Raw genomic sequence first — 25,304 nt, forward strand, 5'->3', positions numbered from 1 at the left:
TTTTTATTGCTTCGTTTTTAGCTCAACGCTGCGAGCCACTCCAGCTCAGGTGTTACCCCGGTTCTGGACATGTCTACACCACTGCGATCATCAACCACCATGCGGCTGCCGAACGCTGCCGGCCAAAGCAACTGCAAGCCTTGGCATTGGTCAGCATTTGGCATTGGAACAGCGTTGTCGAGCAGCTGTGCCTGAGGCGTCCAGATGACCAATTGTCCAGCTTCAGCCGCCCGCTGGCACAGATCGATGTCAGCACCGGCTATCGGCTGTAAGCCGCCGCAATGATCGAACACTGCTTTGCGCACCATCAGGCAATCGCCGGAAACCGCCACACAACTGCGCACCGCCGCCGCGCACCAGACGCTGGAGGCTTCCTCAAACGACAACGCCGTCCAGGGCGCATGAACCCGTGGGCCGCAGAGCAGGTCGAAACCAGCATGACTGATATTGCCGTTATGGGACAAAAGGCGAGCGCCGACAACCCCCACTTCGGGCCGCTGCCCCTGATTGAGCAAGCCCTCAATCCAGGCCGGGGTCAACACTTGGCATCGCTCTGACAGCAGTATCAGGTATTCCCCATGCGCCTGACTGGCTGCCAGGTTCAACAGTTCGTTACGTGAATCTCTGGCATCACCGGCCAACAGGCGCACGCGCGGGCCGAAAGCATTCAGGACGGTAGCGCAGGCTTCGGCCTTATCCCCTGCGCAGGCCACTAGTACTTCGAAGCGTGGATAACGCGTACGCTGGAATACGCTGGTCAGGCAGCTCTGCAGTTGCGTCAGATCACCTTCCGCGCCGAGCAGAACACTGACCAGTGGGGTGGAGGAATGACGGAAATCGATCAGCAGTCCACCCTCCCCCTGATCACTAACCTGACCGCGATAGCCGAGCTGGGCCAGATGGCGATTGAGTGTAGACAGGGCGTCTGCATTCATGCTCGTTGACGCTTGCTGGCCAATGACCAGGTATTCGTCCATGTGCGCCAGACACCCCAAACCGTTCTGTTCAACCAGGCGCAACAACAGATCAAACTCAAGCGCGTGACGATGCGCTTCGCTGTAGCCCCCCACGTCGAGCACCGTCTGGCGGCGTACCAGCCAATGCCGGGACATCAGGTCTGGGCGGCTGCGCAACAAGTCCAGATTGCCACCTGGACGCACCACACTGAGCAAACGGCCATCAGCGTCGCGCTGGACTTCATTGGCACAGATTGCCAGACAAGCTGGCGCTTCAGCGAGTTCCACCTGCAGGCGCATCAGGCCGCCGGTGGTCAACACATCGCCAGCCTGCAACAACATCAGCCATTCACTGGGCAGTTGGCGCACGACCTGGTTCACATGCGAGACCCAGTTCCCCGCTGTAACCTGAACGAAATGCAAAGTATCGCGAGGCGTGGTGATCGCGGGGGGCTTGCCAGCCTTGAGCACTACCAATTTGAAATTGCGCAAGCCACTGGCCAACAAGCTGTCGAAGGTGGCCTGCAGGGCATGGTCATCGTTATCCAGGTCTAGCACCACGAAGGCGACCTGGCTGGCGGGACGCTTGGCCAGATGTGCCAACACCGTTTGCTGCGCGACGGCATCCGGTGTTGCGGCTGCAATGGCATCGAGTACTTGACCAGACGGCATTGCGCTGAGCCAGACGGCCGGATCGATACCCGGAAACTGTTGCAAGCGCGCCTGCCAATCACTTAACTCCTGGGCAAGCTGCTGATCGTCTGCGCCGGTCAGGGTCGAGAGCAGACGCTGACAAACCTGCGGGTTGAACAAGCTCAGGGCTTGCGCCTTCCAATACCGCTCTTGCAAACTTTCCGCAGTGTCGTTGGGATGTACGATAAGCAGCTCACGCTGGCGCACCCAAGTTCCTTCCAGGGCATGGCGGTGAGCCTGGCCGGTTGGCCAGGCATGCCAGAGGAACTCAAGCGTCGACAGCTGGGTGAATAGTTCGCCATTGTAATAAGGCAACTCGACAAATTGAGTGGGTTCGAACTGACGTGGCGGCTCATCCTTCACGCTGTTCCACCGCGAGGTAAACAGCAAAGGCGCTTCGCCGTGGTCGTAGGTCATGCGCACAAAATGACTCAGTACGGCGAAACCCAAATCGTCAGCACACAGCGCCTGACGCTCGCTATCCCACTGACGTAGTACGCGCACGGCGCTGGCCAGGCGTTCTGCGCGAGCTACCGGGCTCAACGTCGAGTTTGCATACTCACAAACCACATCGGTCTGCGCCAAGTGAGCAATCGGCCCCTGAGCCAGCAACGCCCAGGACAGCGCCGTACGCCAAGTGGCGAATTCCAGATCATCCGGCAAGTCCCTCAGCAGCGCGTTAAGCACCGGCACGCGCATTACCGCACGCCAGGCCTGCTGCCCAGCGATGGCGTACTGTTTCAGGCGGGCAATAGCCCCTTCTTGCAACTCTTGGGTAATTGCCGAACCGCACTTGTGATAGGCCACCTCGCGATTACCTGGCCGATAGGCCAGGCTGTAACCTTGCGCCGCGATGACATCGGGTTGCTCCTGCAAGCGGTTGACCGCCGTAGCGAGTGCTGGCAACAAGAGAAAGTCAGCGTCGCCCACCAGCACCACGAAAGGCGTTGTAACCCGCTCCAGCACTACGTTCAAACGCTCATTGCACGAGCTGTCTGCAACATGCTCAAGCGCCAGGCAAGGTACCCCCAGTTGCTGGTAATAATGGATGGCACGGCCCCGGTGATCCGGTTGTTCATGTCCCAACAGGACGACAGTCACGTCATCGCGCAACCCGGTTGCAATTTCGGCCATAGGGCACCTATTCACGTTGTAGGTTCTCCACCCGGCCCTTGCCAGGCGGAACGGATCAGTCTGCCAACCAGGCATTCGCCCATTGCTGCAGGTTGTGAGGCATCAACACGTAGTCACGCAGCACCGCCTCGCGCAAGGCATCACCCTGGCGATAACTGGCTTGAGGGTCGTCCAGGTGCATGCGAATCGCCGCCAACCACTGTTCGGTGGTGTTTTCACTTACTCGCGTGCAAGGCAGGTAGCCGGTATAGGCCTTGGTATCGGTACAGATCACCGGAAAGCCACAAGCACCGTACTCAAGAAGGCGCAAATTGCTCTTGCAGTCGTTGAACAGATTGACTTCAAGCGGGGCAAGCGCCAGATCAAGGTTGAGGCTGGCCAATTTGCGCGGATAAAGGGCCAGCGGTACGCCTTTGTGAAACTCCTTCACATAAGGCCGCAGCAATTGCGGACACATGCCAAAGAACACCCAATCGACTTCGTCGGCAAGCGCCTTGACCACGTCAGCGATCAACTCCAGGTCTCCACGGTGACTGGTGCCTCCCGCCCAGCCAACCCTTGGTCGCGCCGACGTCTGACGGCGGGTCACCAAACCACTCCACAGTGGCGCGGCGAGCATGTTGGGGACGACACGAATGTCTGTGTGCATGCAGGACAATGCATCGGCCAAAGGTTCAGTTGATACCACCAGCCGATCGCACAGGCCGATGGCGCGACTGACCAGTTCACGCATGTTGCCTGGCATGTTGCGGCCATGATCATTCTTTTGCGGAACGTCAATGATGTAGTCATCAATCTCGTAGATGCGTCGCGCGCTGGAGAACCGCTTGATGCGCGCGCACTCCTCGACCGCTGCCGGACTATAGCGGCACTGAACGATGATGACATCCGGCTTTTCCCGCTCCAGTTCAATCATGCCGGGGGTGCCATAGTTGATCCGCCCCTGGATCCAGCCAGCACTTTCCAGCTCGCTAAATGGCTGGGCTACTCGATAATGTCCGATCGCTGTGGTGTTAATTGGCAAGGCCAGGACATGGGGCAAGGCGCGACTGATGAACGGGTCCCAGCCGCTGCGTAAGCCTGGCTCAAGGTTGAAACAGGACTGTTTCAGGCTCAGGTTGTGGTTATAGGCCGGGTCTTGGGCAACACGTGACAGCCAGCGCTGATAGAACGCATCCTTATCATCTCGCCGTAGTTCCCGCGGCGCTACATCCGCCGACTTGGCGACCCATGCAAAAGGCGTCCATACCACCAGGTAACCCAGCTCCCGAACACGCAAGCAGAAATCCACATCGAACAATCCGCACTGCAAGGTATCAGTATCCAGGCCGTCGAGTTCAAGGAACACTTCGCGCCGAACCAACATGCAGTCCTGACTGACGGCGCTCCAGTTCTGCACTAGGCTCAGGCGGTTCATGTAGCCGCCAGCATCCACAGCGCTGCCCTCGAACGGGCTGTTCGCCGGACCATGCAAGCCTAGAACCAGGCCTGCGCCAAGCACCTTGCCATTTGCCCCGCAAAGCTTGGGCCCGACCACGCCGACTTCAGGGCGCTGCCCATGGCTTATCAGTTCACTCAACCATTGCTCGTCGAGCATCACACAACTGCTGTCGAGCAATAGCAGGTAGTCGCCCCGTGCCTGTTGGCTGGCTTGATTGAGGCTTTTGGCTGCGCCCTGGGTGTCGACCTCCAGAATCCGTAGCTGATCACTGCCCAGTTCACGCATCGCGCCGAGCCACTGCCGAATCGGGTCAGGCTCGTCACCTTTGACGACTATCAATACTTCATAGTTACCATAGGCGGTGCGCTCGAAAATCGACTCGACACAACGTACCAGGGCTTGCAGAACGCAACCGGCATTGATCAGGATCGATACGCTCGGGGTCACCTCGTGCAGGTACGACACCCGCGACATCAGCGTTCCTTCCACCTGCTGGACCTGTGCAGCCACTCCCAACCGTTGCAGGTGAGCCTGGAGGATGCGCGGGGCTTGCGCCTGGCAAGCGGGATCGCGCAGCCAGTCGGCGTAGGCTACCTGGCACTGCACCAACAACTCGGCAATGTGCTCGACCACCTGCAGCCCACGCGTCTCGACCAGGCGCCACAACAGATCCTGCGGCGCCAATACACCAAAATCGTCGTTAAAGCCGCCTGCCTCCCGCAACGCCTGGCAATTGAACGCCAGCAGGCGACCAACGTAGGGCATGCTGCGCATCAGATCGAGATTGAAGTCCGGCTTGAACACTGGCGCCGAGGCTTGCAAGTTGTCATTCGCCCCTTCGTCGGTATACAAACACAAGCGCTCGGACTGCACCGCCATTCGCTCGGCCATGATGACCAAGGCGTGCGGATGCAAACGATCACCGGCCTGCAACAGCAAGACCCAATCAAGCTCGTCAGTATCAGTCAGCCGCTGGTTGAGTTGCTCGAACCCTTCACCGAGCAGCATACGCTGCACTTGGATACCAGCAATGTCCGGGATTTTTACCTCACCCCGCGCCGATATCCAGGTCCGACTCGGCGCATAGGACTGTATCGCCAGGCTCTCCAGCGTAATGCGTAGCGCTGCGTCATCACCGTTGCACGACGAAATCACCGGCACGATACGTGGTTTGATAGGCCACAGTTCAATGCGCTTGGGCAACATGCGCAGTTGTCCCGCGCACAGGCTACGGCACTCCAACCATTCGGCATACCATTGGGCAAAACTCAGGCTGCTGGTACCGACTTGCTGCTGATAATTGGCTAACTGGCCGGTATACATGCGCTGCAGTTCGAACTCTTCCCAGCCTATATCCAGCCCGGCGCAATAACGCTCCAACGGAACATAACGCACCCAGCCAGTGGCTGGTGCAGGCTCACCTGTCCTCGAAGCCAGCATCTGTACCAACCAGTCGGTTTCGCTCTTGAAAGCCAGGCACATGGATGTGTGATGGCTGAGCTGTGCCGCATGCATGCGTTCCAGGCTCAACACCTGATTGATGCAGGCCAGATGCCCCCGACGCAGAAGACACGCGTACAGCGCCAGGTCCAGACGAGCGACAAATCCTTGGCCATCCTGCACCAGCGTAGGGAGGTATTCCTGTACCAGCGAACGACGAAACAAGGCATGGCTGATCCCACCAAACAGGTTCGTCGCCGCTTCAGCGATAATCTCCAGCAGATCACCGCCCTTGAGCACCGCGCTGCCAGGCGAAATCACACAGTTGCTTGCCCGAGAGGGAAGCAAGCTGTCATCGGCAGCACACAGTAAGCGCTGGTTGATGACCAGACTTACTTCCGGGCAAGCCGCCAGAATCTGCGCCTGCCGGCTGATGCAGCCAGCAAACAACACATCGTCATCACAAAGAAACTTGATGAATTGCCCACTAGCCTGTTCCAGACACTGCTGCAGATTGCGCGCGAACCCCAGTGTGGTGGTATTGCGTAGATAACGTAGCCGCACGGGCGATTGCTCAGCCAGCTCGTTGGTAATCAACTCGATTTCATTGCCTGAGCTGTCATCGCAGATGACGATCTCCAGATGGGCATAATCCTGCCCGACTGCACTGAGCAGTGCCCGGCGAAAAAACTCTGGATTGAAGGCCGCAATGGCAATACTGACGAGGGCGCGTTCGTTCACGATGACAGACCTGGGAAAAGCGCTCTGTGAAGACAGCCGACGGCGTCTTCACAGAGGAGACACTGCGAAGGGAATCGATCAGAGCTGATTGAACAGGCTCAGCGAGGAGATCTTGGAGAAGGCCAACTGCGACGCTTGCAGCATGGTTTGCTGCAGGTTCAACCGAATCAGCACTTCCGCAGGATCAGCATCGCGGATCGAGCCCTGCGTCTGGGTATTGGCGATCTTCAGGCTTTCGTTGGTGCTGGCCTGAACATCTAATGCCGCACCGCGGGCACCGATCGAGCTGATGGCTTCGGCAATCTTGTTGGCGCCACTTTCCAAGTTACCAATCGCCGAATCCAGAGCTGCCTGGTACTTCTGCTTGGACGCAAGATCTGTATCCACTGGCATCTCCAGCGCCTTGCGAAACTCGGAGATGGTGTCGAGGATGTTCTGAGTCTGGTGGCTATCCACCTTGACAGCGAATTGATCGCCGCCCTGCGGCGCATTCGGCGCACCGCTGAAGTCAAACTCGACACCAGCAATGGTGGCCGTAGTTCCCGTCAAGGTACCCGTGGCAACCGGGCGGGCATCCGGCCCCATTGGCTGGGCATAGACCTCATAGGCGGTATCACTGGTGAATTTGATGACTGCGCCACCACCAGGGAATGCATCGTGGTATGCCGCCGGATCAACGATATTTGCCCCGGTCATTTGCGACGACGAGGGGTTACCTGGGCTGCGCGAACCACTAATCGAATCGGGCTTTGAAGACAAATTGAAGGTATGTCCGGCAATGGCCGCATCCGGGTCGGTGCTGTCACCATCCTGGAAATTGATGTCCAGACGCATGTCGACACCCCGGAAACTGATACTGCCGGAGTCCTTTGGATTGAATGTGCCGCCGCCGGTTGCTTCCAACGTGACATCATTGTTGTTGGCGTCGGTGATCTTGAACTCGGTGCTACTGATGAACGAAATGGAGTAGGGTTCACCACTGCGAAAACGATCGTTATACGCCGTGCTACCGGAAACCTGGCCATCCGACAAGCGTACACGACCATCATCCGGCGTCGGCGCGGTCAGTGAAGCTTGGCTACGGCTGGTGTTCAGGGCTTGTTCGAACACGGCATAGCCGCTTTCATTGGTGGCCATGCTGAGCATGTCACCCACCTGCAGGCTCAACGTGCTCTGGTCACCCTGGTAGGTGTAGGTGCCATCAGCATTGCGCACGTAGGGCTGGGTATCGCCACGCGAGCCTGAGAAAATGTACTTGCCGTTCTCGTCACGGCTGTTCATCAGACTGTAGAGCTGCTCTTCGAGCTGGGTCAGTTCCTGGGCATTGGCTTTACGGTCGGCATCGGTATAGCCGCCGTTGCCCGCCCCAATCGCCAACTCCTTGACCCGTGCCAGAATGTTACTGATACCGTTGAGCGTCGATTCGGACGTACCCAGGCTGTTGCGCACACTGGTTATGTTGCCGTCGTACTGATCAATCAGGTTGCTCTGCTGCTGCAACTGCAACAGGCGCGCCGCACCGACCGGATCATCGGCAGCCGTACGCACGCGAATGTTGTCACTGGCCTGCTGACCGGTCTTGACCAGATTGGAAAAATTGTTCGAATAGTTCGAAGCGCTGGTTTGGTAGAACTGGGAAGTAGAAATACGCACGGTCTACCACTCCTTAAAGGGCATTGATCAGTGTGGTGAAGATATCCTGCGCCGCTTTGATGATTTGCGACGAGGCCGTGTAGTACTGCTGGTACTTGATCAGGTTGCCGGCTTCTTCATCGAGCTGAACGCCCGACAGCGAATCGCGCGAAGCTTTGGCCGAGGTGTGCAGAGCCGTGGTCGAATCCACGTCCATCTGCGCCTGGGCAGTCTTGCCGCCGACGTTTTCCACCAGCTTGCCGTAGGCGTCGGTGAGGCTGATGCCTTTGCCGTTGGCACCTACTTCCACCGTCCCCTTGGTCTGCAGATCAATCACCGCCTGGCCGTTGCGGTTGTTGTCCGAGCCCGAACCGGTCATGGCGATGGTGTAGTTGTCACCTTCTTTAGGCGAACCCGAGACTTCCATCTCAAAGGTGAAGGTCTTCTGGTTACCGTTGGCATCGTTGATCGGTGCCCCAGTGGAGTCGACCATCGGCACCGAGAACTGCAGTTTGTTGGCCTGGCCCGGAATGATCGTGCCGGTACCCAGCGTGCCGCCTTGGGCATCGAGCAGCTTGTAGGTCTGCGGGGTGGTTTTATCATCACCGAACACCAGTTTCACCGGTGTCGAATACTTCAGGCCGTTCTGCAGGTCAAGACGCTGGGCTGGATCGTAGATGTCCAAGGCCGAGGTCAGGTCCGGCTGCGCGATGATGCCGGTGCCCTGGTTGCCCGAACCACTGGTCGCGGTCAACGGCGAGGCCAGCGCCAGGCGCTTGGGATCGGTGAGCACGGTGTCCAGGTTGCTGGCAGCGTTGCGCGTCGGGGTGATCTTGAAGCTGTCGCCGGCGCTGTTAGTACCGCCACTGAGCTTGAGGGTAAAACCATCGATTACCGGCGCCGGGTCATCGTTGATGTCGTAAGGCCCCAAAGCGGTGCCATCTGGCAGCTTCTTGACACTGTAGCCGGTGGCGCTGGTGAAGGTCACCTGGTAATCGCTGGTGCTCAGCTTGCCGGTGTCCTTGATGATCACATCCAGGCTACCGTTGCCGGTGTTGCCGGCTTTGGCAATGCTGCGCTGGCTGATCAGCTCAGGGCTGTTGATGTTGTTGAACAAAGCGGCGCCAAATTCGCCGTTCTTGTCGATACCCTGGGCCAACTGGCGGTTGATCTGGTCAGCCATGACCAGGGCCACGCGCCCCAGCTCGTTGAGCGACGGGTCAAGCACTTCGCTGCGATAACGCAGCAGGCCGCCAATCTCGCCACCGTTGAGGCTGGAGGTGACGTCCATCACTGTGGTGCCGCGGTTGAGCTGGATACTGACGCGGGTCGGATCGCTCTTGCTTGGTACGGTCTGCAGGGTGTTGATGGTCTTGCCCATCACCAGCGGCTGACCGTTCTCCAGGTAGATATCCAGGTTGCCTTCACGCTCAACGACCTGGGTACCGACCAGTTCGGACAACTGGCGCACGGCCTCGTTGCGCTGGTCGAGCAGGTCGTTCGGGGTGCCCTGCATCTGCGAAATCTGGTCGTTGTACTGGGCAATGGTCGCCGACAACTTGTTGACCTGATCGGTCATCGAGGTCAAGTTGCCATTGAGGTTGCTGTTCTGTTCGTTGAGCTGGTTGGCGATGGTATTGAAACGCTTGCTCAGCGACTGGGCACTGGTCAGCAGCAACTGGCGTGATGCATCTTCGTTGGGCTTGGCTGCCGCACTTTGCATGGCGGTGAAGAAGCTTTTCAAGGCGCCGGTAATGCCGGTGTCGGCATCGGACAGCATGCTGTCGAGCGGTGCAACCTGATTGAGGTACGCCGCCGCATCGCTATTGAGCGACGTGGTGGTACGCAGCTGGCTTTCCAGGTAACTGTTGTAGACCCGGCGCACATCGGACAGGGTGGTACCTGTGCCGATGAACACGTTGCCGTTCTGCTGCGAGCCATTGGACCGCTGCACATTCTGCTGGCGCGAATAACCAGCGACATCGGCGTTGGTAATGTTGTTACCCGTGGTGTGCAGGCCCGACTGACTGGCGCCGAGCCCCGACATCCCGATGTTGATCAAACTCGCCATGGTTCAAACCTTATAGTTGCGTAGTGGTGCCAATCGCTGCGTAGCTTTCGTAGGATTTCATTTGCTTGGCGATCTGCGAGATCTTGCTCGCGTAATCCGGGTCGGTTGCGTAACCGGCCCGCTGCAGCTCGCGTACAAACTGTTCCGGTTTATCGGCAGCCTTGACCGCTTCTTTATAGCGAGCGTTGTTCTGCAACAGGCTCACCAGGTCATGGAAACTGTCCTGATAGGAAGCGTAGGAACGGAACGCCGCCGTCTCCTTGACGAACTGACCATCGCGGAACTCGCTGGTGATCGCCCGCGCCTGATCGCCCTGCCAATTACCCGTGGCCTTGATGCCAAACAGGTTGTGGCTGCTGCGGCCATCGTCCTGACGCATGACCGACTTGCCCCAGCCGGTTTCCAGCGCCGCCTGAGCCACCAGGTAACGCGGATCGATACCGATGCGCTTGGCCGCCTGCTCCGCCATCGGCAACATAGTGGCGACAAAGTCATCAGAAGAGCTGAAAGCACGCTTGGCCGGCGCCAATGGCGGCTGCGCCATGACACGCCCATAAATGCGCAGGTTGCCCGGCGCGGCAAAGGCTTGCGCCGGCTGCCAGTCACCCTTGGCCACAGCGTCGCCGGTGAGGGTCGAACGGCCTGGGATCGGTGCAGTGTTGGTGGTGCCCGGTACAGCGCCAGCTGCGGGCACCAGGCCCGCCAGCAAGCGATCCGTGAGCTTGCTCGGCAAGGCCAGGCGCCGCGAATTTAGGGCTGCCACATCGTTGCGGGTGACGGCGGTTTCCTGCGGTCGCTCGGCCACGCCCACCGCCGTCGCACCCAGTGGCTTCGGCGCGATATCGAAGCGCGGGAACGGGCTGGTGTTGCTCGCAGAGGCGGCTTTCTGCTTGGACAACTGACGCATCAGCACATCCTGCAGACCAATACCGCCACCTTCACGCGACATACTCACCGCCAGCTGCTGGTCATACATCTGCTGGTACTGCTTGGTGGTTTCGGTATTGAGCGGGTTGTCCTTGGCCAGCACGTCACTGGCCGAACGCATCGACTTGAGCATCTCGTTAAGAAACAGCGACTCGAACTCCTGGGCAACCTTGCGCAGGTTAGCCTCGCTGTCGCGATCACCAACCTTCAACGAGCTGAGTCGATTGAGGTCAGTGTACGCGCCGCTATCAGCCATCGTGGTCATTGGGTTTTTCGGCATGTCCATGCGTGCGTCCCTTAAATCACGATCAGGTCGGCTTGAAGCGCGCCGGCCTGCTTCAACGCTTCAAGGATCGCCATCAAGTCACTCGGGGCTGCGCCCACCTGATTCACTGCACGGACGATTTCATCCAGGGTGGTACCCGGACCGAACTTGAACATTGGCTTGGCTTCCTGCTCGGCATTGACCCGCGAGCGTGGTACGACAGCCGTTTCGCCATTGGAAAACGGCCCTGGCTGGCTGACGATCGGGTCTTCGGTGATGGTCACGGTCAGGCTGCCGTGGGTCACCGCGGCCGGCGACACCTTGACGTTCTGGCCTATGACGATGGTGCCGGTACGCGAGTTGATGATGACTTTGGCCACCGCCTGCCCCGGATCGATTTCCAGGTTCTCGAGGATCGACAGGTAATCGACCCGCTGGCTTGGATCAAGCGGCGCAGTCACCCGCACCGAACCTCCATCCAGGGCCTGGGCCACACCCGGGCCGAGCAGTTCGTTGACCTTGTCGACGATACGCTTGGCGGTGGTGAAGTCGGGCCGATTGAGGTTCAAGGTCAGGCTGTTGCCCTGATTGAAACCACTGGGCACGGCACGCTCTACCGACGCGCCACCCGGGATGCGTCCAGCTGACGGCACGTTGACGGTGATCTTCGAACCATCGCGGCCTTCAGCATCAAAGCCGCCGACCACCAGGTTGCCCTGAGCGATGGCATAGACGTTGCCGTCGATACCCTTGAGCGGCGTCATCAACAAGCTGCCGCCGCGCAGGCTCTTGGAGTTACCGATCGAGGACACGGTGATATCCACCACCTGCCCCGGCTTGGCGAACGGCGGCAGATCGGCATGCACCGAGACCGCCGCGACGTTCTTGAGCTGCACGTTGCCGGTACCGGCCGGCACCTTGATGCCGAACTGCGACAGCATGTTGTTGAAGGTCTGCAGGGTGAACGGCGTCTGGGTGGTCTGGTCACCCGTGCCATTGAGCCCCACCACCAGGCCGTAGCCGATCAGCTGGTTGCTACGCACGCCGGAAATGCTGGCAATGTCCTTCAGACGTTCAGCCTGCACGGCAAACGCGACGGTCATCAGAAGCGCGGCGGTCATCAGCTGCTTGAAGTTGAACATGGTCATCCGAACCTAGAAAGGCCAAAGCGGGCTGAGGAAGAAACGGTCGAGCCATCCCGGCTGACTGGCGTCAGCAAAGGACCCGGTGCCCGAGTAAGTGATGCGCGCATCCGCCACTCGCGTCGAAGGCACGGTGTTGTCGGTAGCGATGTCATCGGCGCGAATCATGCCGGCAATACGCACCAGCTCATCACCGGTGTTGAGCGTCAGCCACTTTTCACCGCGCACGGCGATGATGCCGTTAGGCAGCACGTCAGCCACGGTGACGGTGATCGAACCGGTCAAGCTGTTGCCCTGCCCGGCCTTGCTATCACCCTTGGTCGCCCGGTCACCACTGTAGCCAGCACTGAGGCTCAGGTCGCCATCACTGAACGGGTTGTTAGTAGTCATCGAGGAGCCGAACAACGAGGTCAGGCCGATATCGGCCTTACTGTTCTTGGCGATCTGCGAGTTGGCATTCTTGCTCGCCTGAGTGCGTTCATTGAGGGTGATGGTGATGATGTCACCCACCCGAAACGCCTTGCGGTCGCTGTACAGATTCTGGTCGAAACCGGCCTGGTAGATCGAGCCGTTGTTGGCCGCCGCCGGCAGTGGCGTACGCGGCAATACTGGCGCGTAGTACGGATCATTGGGCTTGGGCGGCGGCGAAACGCAGCCAGCCAGCACGCTGATCCCACTCAGGGCAAGTATGGATAACAAACGACTCATGACTCTGACCTCACGGTGTAACAGGCGCCGTTAAAGCGACCTCGAAGACTTCACTTACAAGTTCTGGGTAACGAACGAGAGCATCTGGTCAGCGGTGGAAATGACCTTGGAGTTCATCTCGTAAGCACGCTGGGTGGTGATCATGTTGACCAACTCTTCCACGGTGCTGACGTTGGAGTTTTCCAGGGTCTGCTGCTGGACCACACCGAAACCGTTCAGGCCCGGCGTACCCACCTGTGGCGCACCGCTGGCTGCGGTTTCCAGGAACAGGTTGCCACCGGTTGCCTGCAATCCGGCCGGGTTGATGAAGTCGGCGGTTTGAATATTGCCGATGACCTGCGCAGCCGGGTTGCCGGCGATGGTGATCGACACCGTGCCGTCACGACCGACAGTGAAGGTTTGCGCTTCTGGCGGAACGACAATGGCCGGCTCCAGGGCGAAACCGCTGGCGGTGACGATCTGGCCATCGGAGTCCAGATGGAAGGTACCGTCACGGGTGTACGAGACAGTGCCATCGGGCTGCAGGATCTGGAAGAAACCGCGGCCATCGAGCGCCATGTCCAGCGGGTTCTCAGTGGTCTGCAGGCTACCGGCGGTGAAGCTCTTCTGCGTGCCAACAATGCGCACACCGGTACCCAGCTGCAGGCCCGAAGGCAGCTCACTGTCCTGGGTCGACTGGGCACCAGCCTGGCGGCGGGTCTGATACAGCAGGTCCTGGAACTCGGCACGATCACGTTTGAAGCCGGTGGTCGAGACGTTGGCCAGGTTGTTGGAAATGGTGGTCAGGTTCATGTCCTGAGCGGACAGACCGGTTTTACTCACCCAAAGAGCCGGAAGCATGCTGTTCTCCTCGTGCGCCTGTTTTACGGCGCTACGTCTATGTAATTAGCCGATCTGCAAAACCCGAGCCATGGCTTCATCGCCTTCTTTGGCCGTGGTCATCATTTTGATGTGCAGTTCGAATTGACGGGACAGCGCCAGCACCGAGGTCATTTCCTCGACGGCGTTGACGTTACTGGCCTCAAGGAAGCCCGACACCAGTTTGACGTTGGCGTCAGCCACCGCCGGCTGGCCATTGTTGGTGTGGATCAAACCGTCCAGGCCTTTGCTCATGGTCTTGAGGTCAGGGTTGACCATCTTGATCCGGTCGACTTCGGCCATCACCCGCGGCCCCTCGCCCATGGCGCGGATGGTGATGGTGCCGTCTTCACCGACCTCGATCTTCTGCTCTGGCGGCACGGCAATCGGCCCACCGTTGCCCATGATCGGCATGCCGTTGCCGGCACGCAGCACCCCCAGGGCATCGATATTCATACTCGCAGTACGCACATAGGCTTCGCTGCCATCAGGCGCTTGCACGGCGATAAAGCCGTCACCACCAATGGCCACGTCCAGGTCACGCCCGGTTTCCAGCATCGAACCTGGCGAGAAATCCGTCGCCGGGCGCTCGGTCATCGCGTAGGCGCGCGCCGGAAAGCTGTCACCGAACACCGGCATCGAACGCGCCTGCTCCAGGTCACGCTGAAAACCGGTGGTGGAAATGTTCGCCAGGTTGTTGGCATGCGCCTTCTGCGCCAGCGCGTTCTGGCTGGCACCGGTCATGGCCACGTACAGCATCTTGTCCACAGTATTTCTCCCCTGCGCTGGCGAACACTTGCCGTTCGCCGCTGCTTTGCAGTGCTTGTAGCAAGTTTCAAACCAACTTTGCAGAAGTAGCCAAAAGCCCCGCCAGACAAGGGCTTGCGCGTTGCAGGAGAATACAACGGAGAGTAGCGCCGTCGAAATTACGGCGCCCGCTTGCCGCTAGCGGCAAGGTTCAGTAGGCACGGCATGCGCCATTATTGAAGGGGCCGGCAAAACGCTTCCAGCCATCGCCCGGAGAAAACTGGGCACACACCAGACGGCCATCGGCCTGGCTTTCCCAACGGTACCAAGGCGCAGCATCGGCCCGGACTTGAGACACCAGCAACAGCGCAAACAAGAGCAACGCCATTCGCTGCAACATGATCGACACCTCCGAAATGAAAGACCCCTTCCGAGAAAGGGGCCTATCCATACCTATTGCCTCATACCCGTATCAGGTCATCTGAATGATGGTCTGCATGATGGTGCTCTGGGTAGAGATGGTCTTGGCGTTTGCCTGATAGTTGCTCTGCGCCTTGATCAGCTCGACCAACTCGTTAGTCAGGTTGACGTTCGAGGCCTCCAGCGAGTTGGAAGCGATGGCGCCCAGGGTGCCGGTCTTCGGCGCATCAATACCCGGAATGCCCGAGGAATAGGTTTCCGCCCAACGCGTACCCCCCATAGGCTGCAGGCCCTGCTCGTTGGCAAACGAAGCGATCGCTACCTGACCAATCGCGCGCGACTGCTGGTTGCTGAAGCTGGCGAACATCACACCGCTGGAGTCGATGCTCAGGCTCGACAAGATGCCGGTAGCGTAACCGTCCTGGCTCTGCGACAGACGCGTGGTCGGAGTGTTGTAGGAGGTGGTCGCATTCATGTCGATGGCGATACCACCCGCGCTCGCTTCCGAACCGTTGGAGCCCCATACCGGTGGCTTGGCGTCCGGATCGGTAATGGTGGCAGGCACCCAACCGGTCAACTTGAAGACCTTGTTCTCAACTTCGTAGCCAGACCCAACAGCGCCGGCCGTCATGGTGTCGACGCTACCGTCCGGTTTGAAGGTGATAGTTCCTTCCAGCGGCTGCGGTGGCTCCTGGCTTGGATCAAGCGGGTTGCGACCGTCGATCAGGGTGTACGACTTCCACTCATTGGTGTCGGTCTTGACGTAGTACTGATCCATGACGTGCTCGTTACCCTGGCTGTCATAGATCTTGGTAGCAAAGGTCTTGTTCCAGGTAGTGTCATCACTTGGGTCAAAAGTGGTGGTCGCCGGGATAACTTTGTCCGACGAGTTCAGGTTGATACCCTGATTGATCGAAGTGGTGGACTTTGGCGCCAACGCCGAGGTGTCGATCTTAAGATCAGTCAGCACGCCATTGATGATCTTGCCATTCTCATCCACACCGTAGCCGCGCAGGCGCAGGCCATCGGCGGTTACCACGTAATTGTCTTTATCGGTCTGGAAGGCACCGGCACGGGAGTAACTGAGCGAGCCGTTGTCGCTCAGCACAAAGAAGCCCTGCCCCTGGATACCCATGTCCAGCACGTTGCCGGTATTGGTGATTTCACCGTTGGTGAACTGCTGCGACACCGAAGCCAGGCGCACGCCGTTACCCACGCTCTGACTGCCGACACCCAGCTTGTTGGCCGAATACACGTCGGCGAATTCCGCACGCGAGGATTTAAAACCGGTGGTGGCAACGTTGGCGATGTTGTTGCCGGTCACGTCCAGTTGCTTGTTGGCTGCATAGAGACCGCTAAGGCCGATATTGAATGACATCTTTCAACTCCTTGTGCCGCGTTAGCCGGCTCTATATACCGATGGTTTGGACTTTGGACAGTGCGATGCTGCCCAGGCCAGCGAGATTGAGCATCATCTCGCCGCCGGTCTGACTGAGGGTGACGCTGCTGACCGTGGCGGGCAGCAGGGTGTACATATCCAACTGTTTGCCTTCGATGGTGGTCTTGGCGGCAAAGGTGTAAGTACCAGGATCGACCTTCTCACCGGCGTCATTGGTGCCATCCCAGACGAACTCGGAATTGCCGGCCTTCTGCTCACCCATGTCGATGGTCTTGACCACCTTGCCATCCTTGTCGGTGATGGTGACGGTGGCGTTACTCAGCGACTGCGGCACTACCACGGAACCGGTGAAGCTCTTGGTGGTGTCGACCATGGCCTTGTCGGTCTGGACGATCACCGAGCGACCAACCAACGATGACGCCTGCAGCGCCTGGGACGATTTGAAGTTGCCGGAAATCGCCGTCACCGTCTCGTTGAGCGTGGTGATGCCTTCCAGGCTACTGAACTGCGCCAACTGGGCGACGAACTCGCTGTTGTCCTGAGGATCGAGCGGGTTCTGATTCTGCATCTGGGTAACCAGCATCTGCAGGAACGCGTCTTTGCCCAACGCCTGGTTGCCGCTCTTGCTGTTGGTTGCCGAGGCAACGCCACTGGTGTTGTTGGTGTCGGAGGTCTGCTTGACCGACGCTTTGAGTACGTCGTTCAGGTTTACCCCGGCGGTGGTGTCGTTAATGCTTGCCATTGGCTTCGTCCCTTATCACTGACCCAGGGTCAGGACCTTCTGCATCATGGTCTTGGCCGTGTTCATCAACTCGGCGTTGGTCTGGAACGAGCGACTGGCAGAGATCATGTCCGCCATCTCCTCGACCACATTGACGTTCGGGTAGTAAACGTAGCCGTCCTTGTTCGCCGCCGGGTGATTCGGCTCGTAGCGTGCCTCAAGGTTGCTTTGGTCTTCGACCACACCGAGCACCTGAACGCCCTGACCGGCCGCGTCCTGATCCTGGAACAGCGACTGACTGACGCCACCCTGTGCCTGCTGGAAGGTGGTGGCGAACACCGGATGACGAGCACGGTAGGTCTGATCGATGCTCGACGAGACGGTCTCGGCGTTGGCAATGTTCGAAGCGACGGTGTTCAGACGGGTGGTCTGCGCACTCATGCCGCTACCGGCAATGTTGAACACACTGGCGAGGGACATGACTTACTCTCCGCGCAGGGCCGATACCAGCCCTTTGAATTTACTGTTGAGCAGCGTAAAGCTGGCCTGGAAACCGACGGCGTTTTCCGCATAGCTCGATTGTTCAAGCTGAGCATCGACGGTGTTCTGGTCGACCGAAGGCTGCATCGGCGTGCGGTACTGCAGGGTTTCGTCACCCATGCTCAGGCCTTCAGCCTCGATGTGCCGGGTGTTGGTGCGATCCAGCGAGAAGTGGCCCTTGCTGGTCTTCTCGCTCTGCGCCGCCAATACCGAAGCAAAGTCCATGTCACGCGCCTTGTAGTTGGGCGTGTCGGCGTTGGCGATGTTGTTGGCCAGCACTTCAGCACGCTGGGCGCGAAAGCCCAGTGCCTTTTCGTGAATGCCAAGCGCTTTGTCGAAGCTGATGCTCATGTCGGGGAAACCTTCGAAGGTTGACCGGAATCTCGTTGGCCAAGCTATAGCAAGGGCTGTGCCAACACTCTGAAAGCCCGAAAACACTGGGCTGGACGGGCAACATTGACAACGCCATGCCAGAAAAGCGGCAAAGTGTTTCCGCCTCGAGAAGGGAAAGCGGCAATTACCGGGTGGCAAAAACGGCAAAACAAAAAATTGACGTCACATTGGCTGGGCCTGGAGCACACGCCTCATTGAGAGATATTTGGGAATCCTCCTACAGCTCACGCGGAAATATTTACCCTCGATTCATGATGTGATTTCCCCCTGCACAGAGTTGTCAGGGAGACCCTTATGTTTCTGAGCCACCTTGTGCCCTCATGGCACGAGATCGAATCGCGCATCACGGATGAAATGGGCTATCAAGGAGGCGCCCATTTGCGTACCCACCTCAACAAACAGGTCGCCTCGCTGGCCCTCAACCTGCGCCGGGTCAGGGCGGTGCAGTCCGCCTTCAACAAGGCAGAATGGCAAGCCGCACATAGGTTGCGCCAGCGCTTCGCCGAGCTGGAAATCACCAGCATTCTCGATGAGTTGCTCATCGTCGTAAGGCAGATGGCGATGATCGTCGTCGGCAGCACCCTGGGCGGCGGTGCCATTGGCGCCGGGATCGGGGCATTTGGCGCAGGTGCCGGGGCCATCCCCTTTGCCGGCGCTGGCGCGGTGATGGGCCTCAAGGTCGGCGGCTGGATCCTCGGTGTACTGGGCCTGTCGTCCATCGCCGAATTCTTTATCGACGGCTTGCCGCGCATCGGCGAGTACTACCGGGATGGCATCCGCACCGCCTGGGACGGGACGCGCGGCGATGAGGGGTTAAGCCCGTTCAGCCAGGACGATCCGCATGCGATATCCCGAGCCGCCCACCACATTGCCTTGGGCCATGTGGATGTCGTGGTACTGCTACTGGGGGCAATTGTGTCCTACCTCACCCGTGGGCGCGGGAATGCCGGCGTGCTGGCGCAGGAGATGGCCACCAGCAGCAGAGGGGCTCGACTCGGGCAGTGGATACTCAAACATAAAGAGGGACTTAAGAAGCGGCCGGATCTGCAGGTGCCGGAGCGGCGCAAAGGTGCGCTGAATGATCATCTCCCAGGGCAGCAGAATCGATCTACCGGGAAAGACAAGGAGCCTTCTACCGGCAAGACCGGTAGCATGCCTTTACATACAGTAGAGTGCTTCAAGGCTGATAAATGACCGGCATCCAAGATTGGTGAGTTCGAGCGGCAATTGAAAGGCCAGCAGGAAGGACTGAACCGATTATCGGTTGAAGAGTTTCTTGAGAACATTGCCAATCCAGTAAAACGTGACCCAGCCATCGCCCGAACCGCACGCAGAGAATTGCAAGATAAGCTGCAAAAAAGGATCCAGAGAGAGTTGCTCGCAGAAATGAGTCCACTTGAAGCCATGAAAATGTCAGCAATAAAAGCTAAAGAGACAATGGCGTCCCTTGCTGCATTGCACAACCCCGACTTGAGCGCCGGAGGAAAAGACGTGATATCAGACTTTGGCGACAGGCGAGTCAACTCCAGCATTGGCGCACAATGGCGAGCCAAGATAGCCAACCTCAAAAAAGCTGCCGAAAATGCACCAAAATCGAGCGACGCGCCAATTTATATGAGTATCAATCTGCATAAATGCTAGGCAGTCAGGGGATCGTAAATGGACGAAGTATTCTCCATCTTCATCGAAAAAGTAGGCACACCCATCTCACGCCGTGAAGTTCCTCCAACGAGCATTGAACGCTTTAGAGGCAAACTACCCGAACTGCTGCTGTCATATTGGAAAGAACATGGCTGGTGCGGCTTTGGCGATGGTATCTTTTGGTTAGTTGACCCCCAAGAATATGAGGGCGTCATCGCATCTTGGCTCGAAGGCACGAACCTGGAAAATCGCGACACTTATCACTTGATCGCCAGAAGCGCTTTTGGCGATTTGTACCTTTGGGGTGAAAAAAGCGGATTCTCAGTAAAGATCACCAGCCTACTATCACGCTACACAGGTGATAATTATCAATTCAGCGAAAGCGATGCTACTAGAGAAGTCCACAACTTCTTTCTGTCACGGGAGAAAGAATATAACGACTTCGACAATCTTTTTGACTCTGCAAAGAAAAAGTTAGGCACATTGAAAAATGATGAAATGTACGCGTTCGTTCCGGCAATAATGCTCGGAGGACGCGCCACCCTCGAAAATCTTGAAAAGGTCAAAGCTATAGAGCACCTGATCCTTCTATCGCAAATCGCAGGGCTTGAACCTTACAGCTTCTCTGATTTCTGACCTTGGATACTCAAGCATGAAGAGGGATTTAAGAAGCGGCCGGATCTGCGGGTGCCGGAGCGGCGCAAGGGGGCGCTGGATGATCCACAGCCGGCGCAGGTGAATCAACCTGCCGGGAAAGACAAGAAACCTTCCACAGACAAGCCCTATAGCATGCCATTGCACACGCGGCCCTGCATAATCCTGACCTCATCGCCGGGGGAAAGATGTGATTTCGGATTTTGGAGATCGCCAGGTGAACGCCAGGTGAACGCCAGTATTGGGCCGCAATGGAAAACGAAGATCGAACACTTAAGGAATGCCGCGCAGGCAGTACCTGAAGCCTCGCGTGGAAAAACATTGGTTAATGTTAATCTTCATAAATGCTAGGGAAAATTAGAGTATGGATGAGGCATTTTCCATTTTTCTGGAAGCGTTCGGGTCTCCAATCGAGCGCAGAGAGGTTCCACCCTCAAGCATTCAACGCTACCACGGGAAGCTTCCCGACCAGTTATTAGCGTATTGGAGCGAGCATGGGTGGTGCGGCTACAGCGACGGTATTTTCTGGATGGTCAACCCTCAAGAGTATGATGGCGTTGTAGCCTCCTGGCTTGAAGACACCAAACTCGAGACACTCGACACCTACCATGTGATTGCCAGAAGCGCGTTCGGTGATCTGTATCTCTGGGATGAGAAGACTGGGGCATCACTCAAGATCACCAGCATTCTCTCGCGTTACAGAACTCACGATTCTATTTATACCGGAGACAAAATGGATAAAGGGGTCAGGGCCTACTTGGTGTCAAAACGGGTAGATACCAATGATTACGGCGAACTGTTCAGCCCAGCAAAGAAGAAGCTGGGGCTTCTTCGCGATGACGAGATGTATGGCTTTACACCAGCGCTAAAGCGAGGCGGCCCTGAGACGCTCGAACATCTCGAAAAATTCAAAATTGTAGAGCACTTGATATTTTTGTCGCAGATCACCGATCTTCAGCCCTACAGTTTCACGGGCATCTGATGGCGCATAGTTTTGAACTGCCATGCATTCCGCCTGAGAGCTCGTAGAACTGAAGAGCGCCGACTAAACTCGCGCGCCGCGTGCACGGCGCTTGAGTCGCATGGCCCTGACACAATCCTCCAGCGCCCCTCACTTGGCCTGATAGATGATCCCCGGACTGCACTGCACCATCTGGTAGTGATCCGGCAAACCATTGAGCGCCTCGGACGCACCGAGGAACAGGTAGCCACCCGGCTTGAGGGTGCCGTGGATACGCAGCAGGATGTCTTTCTTGACCTGGGCCGAGAAGTAGATCAACACGTTGCGGCAGAACACGATGTCGAACTTGCCCAACGCGGCATAGCTGTCGAGCAGGTTGAACGAGCGAAACTCCACGCGACTGCGAATCGGCGCCTTGATCGCCCAGCGCCCCGGCGCCTTGACATCGAAGTAACGCTGCAAGCGTTCCTGGGACAAGCCGCGAGCAATGGCCAGGCTGTCGTATTCGCCGCTCTTACAGTTATTGAGCATGGTCCCGGACAAGTCAGTGGCAACAATCTGCGCGCCCATTTTCAACTGACCGATATTGCTGCGCTCGAACTCGTCGATCGCCATGGAAATCGAATACGGTTCCTGCCCTGAGGAACAGGCGGCCGACCAGATGCGCAGACGCTGCCCCGGATTGGCCTTGATCTGCTCCGGCAAGACTTTGTTCTTGAGCACTTCAAAGGGGTAAGTATCGCGAAACCACAAGGTTTCGTTGGTGGTCATGGCATCCACCACCTGCTCACGCAATCCGCTGCGCGGCTGACTCTGAATACGCTGCACCAGTTCAGTCAGGGACTTGATGCCCTGCTGCTCCATCAGCTTGTTGAGACGGCTGGAGACCAGGTACTGCTTATTTTCGCCCAGCAGGATGCCACAGGCTTTTTCCAGGAAGACCCGGAACTGTTCGAAATCCAAATTACCCGTAGACAAATGATGCCGCCTCTTAAATCGTGTGAACCGCCAGGGGGTCACCCCCCGGCCGCTAGTGCGTGGCCTTGATCCGATCAACGACGCGCTGGGCGAGGTCATCCGGCTTGAACTTGGCGAGGAAATCATCCGCGCCAACCTTCTTGACCATCGCCTGGTTAAACACCCCGGACAACGAAGTATGCAGGATGATGTGCAGCTTTTGCATGCGCGGGTCGCTGCGGATCTCGGCCGTCAGGGTGTAGCCATCCATCTCCGGCATCTCGATATCGGAGATCATCATCAGGAATTCTTCCTCCGGACGCTTGCCCTCATCGACCAGCTTGCGCAGGTAATCCAGCGCCTGGCGACCGTCATTGAGCGCCACCACCTCCACCCCGACCGTCTGCAGACAACGGCTGACCTGCTTGCGCGCCACCGACGAATCATCGACCGTCAGTACGCGCAGCAATACCGCCTTGTCCTGTACCTCGGCATCGACCACACCGGCAGAGATGGCCTCGGAAGTCGGTGCGACTTCGGCGAGAATTTTCTCCACATCGATGATCTCGACCATCTTGTTGTCGACTCGGGTCACCGCGGTCAGGTAATGATCGCGCCCGGTACCCTTGGGTGGCGGATGGATCTCCTCCCAATTCATGTTGACGATGCGCTCCACCGAGTGCACCAGAAACCCCTGGGTCTTGGTGTTGTACTCGGTAATGATAACGAAGCTGTTGCGCAACTCCTCACTCAGACCGGGCATTCCAGTCGCCATCGCCAGATCGAGGATCGGGATGGTTGCCCCACGAATATTCGCGACACCGCGCACTACCGGGTTGGACTTGGGCATCACGGTCAGGGGCGGACATTGCAGCACTTCCCGCACCTTGAATACGTTAATCCCGTAGAGTTGCTCGCCATTGAGACGAAACAGCAGCAGCTCCAGACGATTCTGCCCCACCAATTGTGTGCGCTGGTTCACCGAATCCATTACACCAGCCATGCCAGAACTCCTTCACCTAACGCTACAGCTTCGTACCCAGTGTCGGCACGCGCTTTGCTTTTTTTAATCGTATGAACACGAAAACGACATTTTTCCGACGCCTGACCCGCCACCTGCCCAGCCTCCTTGCTGCGCTGTGTTTGGTGGCTCCTGGCGTGCGCCCCTTGGCTGACACTTTTACCTTGCCTGAACAGCTTATCGGTGTCACCCAAGGGTTTCTTGAATTCACCGTTGAAGATTACCTGGCCAACAGCCAGACCGAAGGGCGTTATGAAATTCAGGTCAACAGCCTTGATCCGCGCCTGCGCATGCCGTTATGTGACCGTCAGCTCGACGCCAGCCTGGAAAGTCCGGCGCAGCCACTAGGCCGCGTGACCATCAAGGTTCGTTGCGAGGGCAGCTCGCCGTGGACGGTGTTTGTGCCCGCCCAGGTGCGCCTGTTTCGCAATGTCGTGACCGTGGTCCGACCGCTCAAGCGCGAGAGTATTGTCGGTGAACAGGACGTCGCCTTGCGCGAGCGCGACGTCGGCGTACTGAACCAGGGTTTTCTCAGCAGCCTGGACCAGGCACTTGGACTCAAACTTATCCGACCGACGGTCATGGACCAGGTACTGACACCGCAACACCTGGAGCAAGCCGAAGTGATCCGCAAGGGCGATCAGGTGGTCATCACCGCGCGCAGCGGCAGCCTTGCCGTGCGCATGCCCGGCGAAGCGCTGAGCAAAGGCGGCCTTAGCGAGCAAATTCGGGTCCGCAACCTCAATTCCAAACGGGTGGTCAAGGCCAGGGTAACTGCGCCGGGCCAGGTGGAAGTGGCCATGTAAAGGCGCGAACTGCGAAGAACTCTGGCGATCAGGAACTGCTTTTCCTAAACTGTGTCCCATTGGGTGCGCCGAATGCCGTGCAGGTTGCAGAGTAATTGCGCCTAAAGTTTCTTTCGGCTTGGCCGAAAACAAGGCAAGCGTCCATATACCCAGAGGTTTTCTGATCATGGTCATCGACTTCAGTCGTTTGAATAACTCCCCGGCGGTTACCGGCGTGCGCACTGGCAACAGCCAGGAAAGTGCCACCGAAACCCGCGCAACCAAGGCCGACACTGTCGCCCAGGGCGGCGCCAGCGGGGAAGCCGTACACCTCAGCCACGAGGCCCAGCAGTTGCAAAAGGTCAGCGACAAGCTGCGCGACCAGCCGATTGTCAACAGCGCCCGGGTGGCGGAGTTGAAACAGGCTATCGCCGACGGCAGCTACCAGGTCGACAGCAACCGCGTCGCCAGCAAACTGCTTAATTTCGAAGCCCAGCGCTAGCCCCTGGCGCGCTGACTTCAGGACGCTTGAACCAAAGAGCCAGCCATGCACGACACTACCTTGCTGCAATTGATCGAAGATGATTTTGCTCCAGCGCAACAATTGCTCGAATTGCTGCACTCCGAGGCGACTGCCCTGCACGGCCGCGACATGCCGCTGCTGGAAGAAATCCTGGCGCGCAAGCAATCGCTGGTGATCCTTCTTGATCAGCAAGGTCGGCGCCGCAGTGAACTGCTCGCAAATCTTGGCCTGAGCCAGGACCGCGAAGGCGTTGCGCAACTGGCCAGCCAGTCGGACCTGGGCGAGCTGCTTCTGCAACAGCTGGATGTCCTGGGCAAACTGCTTGCCGACTGCCAGACCGTGAACGAGCGCAATGGCCGCGCGATCCAGCTTCAGCAAAGCACCACCGCCAATCAGATCAGAATCCTCATGGGTGGCGAATCACCGTCGCTCTATGATGCCCGCGGGTCGACCTCGCCCCTGGCCAAGCCGCGGGCGCTCAGCCAGGCTTGATTCCCTGTATCAAGGCGCGAAACATACTGGCAAAATGCCGTT

General features: G+C 58.2%; 21 protein-coding genes and 1 pseudogene. 6 read left to right on the forward strand and 16 right to left on the reverse strand.

Annotated elements, in window-relative coordinates:
* Positions 1-17: 17 nt before the first annotated feature.
* The 14 genes from ACQRAX_RS03535 to flgB all read right to left on the reverse strand — a co-directional run bounded on the left by ACQRAX_RS03535 (position 18) and on the right by flgB (position 18,186).
* Entirely contained in the window at positions 18-2,783 is a 2,766-nt protein-coding gene (locus ACQRAX_RS03535) for a glycosyl transferase (protein ID WP_412038197.1), read from the reverse strand.
* Positions 2,784-2,838: 55 nt separating this feature from the next.
* Complete coding sequence (locus tag ACQRAX_RS03540) at positions 2,839-6,405, reverse strand: glycosyltransferase (protein ID WP_412038196.1); 3,567 nt, start codon at positions 6,403-6,405, stop codon at positions 2,839-2,841.
* A gap of 78 nt (positions 6,406-6,483) precedes the next feature.
* Positions 6,484-8,058 (reverse strand): flagellar hook-associated protein 3, encoded by a 1,575-nt coding sequence (locus ACQRAX_RS03545; protein WP_412038195.1) that lies wholly within the window; start codon positions 8,056-8,058, stop codon positions 6,484-6,486.
* A 13-nt stretch (positions 8,059-8,071) separates the two neighbouring features.
* The gene (gene flgK, locus ACQRAX_RS03550) at positions 8,072-10,108 is read right to left on the reverse strand and encodes a flagellar hook-associated protein FlgK (protein ID WP_412038194.1); all 2,037 of its coding nucleotides are present in this window, start codon (positions 10,106-10,108) and stop codon (positions 8,072-8,074) included.
* A gap of 10 nt (positions 10,109-10,118) precedes the next feature.
* Positions 10,119-11,321, reverse strand: coding sequence for a flagellar assembly peptidoglycan hydrolase FlgJ (gene flgJ / locus ACQRAX_RS03555; RefSeq protein ID WP_412038193.1), 1,203 nt, complete (start codon positions 11,319-11,321; stop codon positions 10,119-10,121).
* An 11-nt stretch (positions 11,322-11,332) separates the two neighbouring features.
* Positions 11,333-12,442, reverse strand: coding sequence for a flagellar basal body P-ring protein FlgI (locus ACQRAX_RS03560; protein WP_412038192.1), 1,110 nt, complete (start codon positions 12,440-12,442; stop codon positions 11,333-11,335).
* A gap of 12 nt (positions 12,443-12,454) precedes the next feature.
* Positions 12,455-13,150, reverse strand: coding sequence for a flagellar basal body L-ring protein FlgH (gene flgH / locus ACQRAX_RS03565; protein ID WP_412038191.1), 696 nt, complete (start codon positions 13,148-13,150; stop codon positions 12,455-12,457).
* Between the two features lie 54 nt (positions 13,151-13,204).
* The gene (gene flgG / locus ACQRAX_RS03570) at positions 13,205-13,990 is read right to left on the reverse strand and encodes a flagellar basal-body rod protein FlgG (RefSeq protein ID WP_412038190.1); all 786 of its coding nucleotides are present in this window, start codon (positions 13,988-13,990) and stop codon (positions 13,205-13,207) included.
* A gap of 45 nt (positions 13,991-14,035) precedes the next feature.
* A complete protein-coding gene (locus ACQRAX_RS03575) occupies positions 14,036-14,776 on the reverse strand; it encodes a flagellar basal body rod protein FlgF (RefSeq protein ID WP_412038189.1) in 741 nt (246 codons plus the stop codon).
* A gap of 190 nt (positions 14,777-14,966) precedes the next feature.
* Positions 14,967-15,155 carry a hypothetical protein gene (locus ACQRAX_RS03580; protein ID WP_412038188.1) on the reverse strand — a complete coding sequence of 63 codons (189 nt, stop codon included), beginning with the start codon at positions 15,153-15,155 and terminating at the stop codon, positions 14,967-14,969.
* A gap of 72 nt (positions 15,156-15,227) precedes the next feature.
* Positions 15,228-16,553, reverse strand: coding sequence for a flagellar hook protein FlgE (gene flgE, locus ACQRAX_RS03585; protein ID WP_412038187.1), 1,326 nt, complete (start codon positions 16,551-16,553; stop codon positions 15,228-15,230).
* A 31-nt stretch (positions 16,554-16,584) separates the two neighbouring features.
* Complete coding sequence (flgD, locus tag ACQRAX_RS03590) at positions 16,585-17,316, reverse strand: flagellar hook assembly protein FlgD (RefSeq protein ID WP_412038186.1); 732 nt, start codon at positions 17,314-17,316, stop codon at positions 16,585-16,587.
* A 15-nt stretch (positions 17,317-17,331) separates the two neighbouring features.
* The gene (gene flgC / locus ACQRAX_RS03595; RefSeq protein ID WP_045189108.1) at positions 17,332-17,775 is read right to left on the reverse strand and encodes a flagellar basal body rod protein FlgC; all 444 of its coding nucleotides are present in this window, start codon (positions 17,773-17,775) and stop codon (positions 17,332-17,334) included.
* A 3-nt stretch (positions 17,776-17,778) separates the two neighbouring features.
* A complete protein-coding gene (flgB, locus tag ACQRAX_RS03600) occupies positions 17,779-18,186 on the reverse strand; it encodes a flagellar basal body rod protein FlgB (RefSeq protein WP_412038185.1) in 408 nt (135 codons plus the stop codon).
* Between the two features lie 336 nt (positions 18,187-18,522).
* Here flgB and ACQRAX_RS03605 point away from each other — a divergent pair.
* The 3 genes and pseudogenes from ACQRAX_RS03605 to ACQRAX_RS03615 all read left to right on the forward strand — a co-directional run bounded on the left by ACQRAX_RS03605 (position 18,523) and on the right by ACQRAX_RS03615 (position 21,505).
* Positions 18,523-19,869 (forward strand): annotated as a pseudogene (locus tag ACQRAX_RS03605) (DUF6861 domain-containing protein).
* Between the two features lie 18 nt (positions 19,870-19,887).
* On the forward strand, positions 19,888-20,505 hold the full coding sequence (locus ACQRAX_RS03610; RefSeq protein ID WP_412038184.1) for a GAD-like domain-containing protein: 618 nt from the start codon (positions 19,888-19,890) through the stop codon (positions 20,503-20,505).
* A 382-nt stretch (positions 20,506-20,887) separates the two neighbouring features.
* Positions 20,888-21,505 carry a GAD-like domain-containing protein gene (locus ACQRAX_RS03615; protein ID WP_412038183.1) on the forward strand — a complete coding sequence of 206 codons (618 nt, stop codon included), beginning with the start codon at positions 20,888-20,890 and terminating at the stop codon, positions 21,503-21,505.
* Between the two features lie 129 nt (positions 21,506-21,634).
* On the opposite strand, the gene cheR is transcribed toward ACQRAX_RS03615, so the two are convergent.
* Both cheR and ACQRAX_RS03625 read right to left on the reverse strand, forming a co-directional pair.
* Complete coding sequence (gene cheR / locus ACQRAX_RS03620) at positions 21,635-22,462, reverse strand: protein-glutamate O-methyltransferase CheR (RefSeq protein ID WP_412038182.1); 828 nt, start codon at positions 22,460-22,462, stop codon at positions 21,635-21,637.
* A gap of 52 nt (positions 22,463-22,514) precedes the next feature.
* Positions 22,515-23,444 (reverse strand): chemotaxis protein CheV, encoded by a 930-nt coding sequence (locus ACQRAX_RS03625; RefSeq protein WP_412038181.1) that lies wholly within the window; start codon positions 23,442-23,444, stop codon positions 22,515-22,517.
* A gap of 71 nt (positions 23,445-23,515) precedes the next feature.
* Here ACQRAX_RS03625 and flgA point away from each other — a divergent pair, with 71 nt between their 5' ends.
* From flgA to ACQRAX_RS03640, 3 genes are all read left to right on the forward strand, one after another.
* Positions 23,516-24,268, forward strand: a complete 753-nt coding sequence (flgA, locus tag ACQRAX_RS03630; RefSeq protein WP_412038180.1) for a flagellar basal body P-ring formation chaperone FlgA — start codon at positions 23,516-23,518, stop codon at positions 24,266-24,268.
* Positions 24,269-24,434: 166 nt separating this feature from the next.
* The gene (gene flgM / locus ACQRAX_RS03635; protein WP_412038179.1) at positions 24,435-24,749 is read left to right on the forward strand and encodes a flagellar biosynthesis anti-sigma factor FlgM; all 315 of its coding nucleotides are present in this window, start codon (positions 24,435-24,437) and stop codon (positions 24,747-24,749) included.
* Positions 24,750-24,794: 45 nt separating this feature from the next.
* Complete coding sequence (locus tag ACQRAX_RS03640; RefSeq protein WP_412038178.1) at positions 24,795-25,262, forward strand: flagella synthesis protein FlgN; 468 nt, start codon at positions 24,795-24,797, stop codon at positions 25,260-25,262.
* Positions 25,263-25,304: the final 42 nt, after the last annotated feature.

It is taken from the genome of Pseudomonas sp. UM16 (assembly GCF_050312595.1).
Classification (GTDB): domain Bacteria; phylum Pseudomonadota; class Gammaproteobacteria; order Pseudomonadales; family Pseudomonadaceae; genus Aquipseudomonas.

Bases quoted from the DNA above. Each gene is read 5' to 3' on its own strand.
- ACQRAX_RS03535 (WP_412038197.1), bottom strand. From the start codon at position 2,783: ATGGCCGAAATTGCAACCGGGTTGCGCGATGACGTGACTGTCGTCCTG.
- flgK (WP_412038194.1), bottom strand. From the start codon at position 10,108: ATGGCGAGTTTGATCAACATCGGGATGTCGGGGCTCGGCGCCAGTCAG.
- flgJ (WP_412038193.1), bottom strand. From the start codon at position 11,321: ATGGACATGCCGAAAAACCCAATGACCACGATGGCTGATAGCGGCGCG.
- ACQRAX_RS03560 (WP_412038192.1), bottom strand. From the start codon at position 12,442: ATGTTCAACTTCAAGCAGCTGATGACCGCCGCGCTTCTGATGACCGTC.
- flgH (WP_412038191.1), bottom strand. From the start codon at position 13,150: ATGAGTCGTTTGTTATCCATACTTGCCCTGAGTGGGATCAGCGTGCTG.
- flgG (WP_412038190.1), bottom strand. From the start codon at position 13,990: ATGCTTCCGGCTCTTTGGGTGAGTAAAACCGGTCTGTCCGCTCAGGAC.
- ACQRAX_RS03580 (WP_412038188.1), bottom strand. From the start codon at position 15,155: ATGTTGCAGCGAATGGCGTTGCTCTTGTTTGCGCTGTTGCTGGTGTCT.
- flgE (WP_412038187.1), bottom strand. From the start codon at position 16,553: ATGTCATTCAATATCGGCCTTAGCGGTCTCTATGCAGCCAACAAGCAA.
- flgD (WP_412038186.1), bottom strand. From the start codon at position 17,316: ATGGCAAGCATTAACGACACCACCGCCGGGGTAAACCTGAACGACGTA.
- flgC (WP_045189108.1), bottom strand. From the start codon at position 17,775: ATGTCCCTCGCCAGTGTGTTCAACATTGCCGGTAGCGGCATGAGTGCG.
- flgB (WP_412038185.1), bottom strand. From the start codon at position 18,186: ATGAGCATCAGCTTCGACAAAGCGCTTGGCATTCACGAAAAGGCACTG.
- ACQRAX_RS03610 (WP_412038184.1), top strand. From the start codon at position 19,888: ATGGACGAAGTATTCTCCATCTTCATCGAAAAAGTAGGCACACCCATC.
- ACQRAX_RS03615 (WP_412038183.1), top strand. From the start codon at position 20,888: ATGGATGAGGCATTTTCCATTTTTCTGGAAGCGTTCGGGTCTCCAATC.
- ACQRAX_RS03625 (WP_412038181.1), bottom strand. From the start codon at position 23,444: ATGGCTGGTGTAATGGATTCGGTGAACCAGCGCACACAATTGGTGGGG.
- flgA (WP_412038180.1), top strand. From the start codon at position 23,516: ATGAACACGAAAACGACATTTTTCCGACGCCTGACCCGCCACCTGCCC.
- flgM (WP_412038179.1), top strand. From the start codon at position 24,435: ATGGTCATCGACTTCAGTCGTTTGAATAACTCCCCGGCGGTTACCGGC.
- ACQRAX_RS03640 (WP_412038178.1), top strand. From the start codon at position 24,795: ATGCACGACACTACCTTGCTGCAATTGATCGAAGATGATTTTGCTCCA.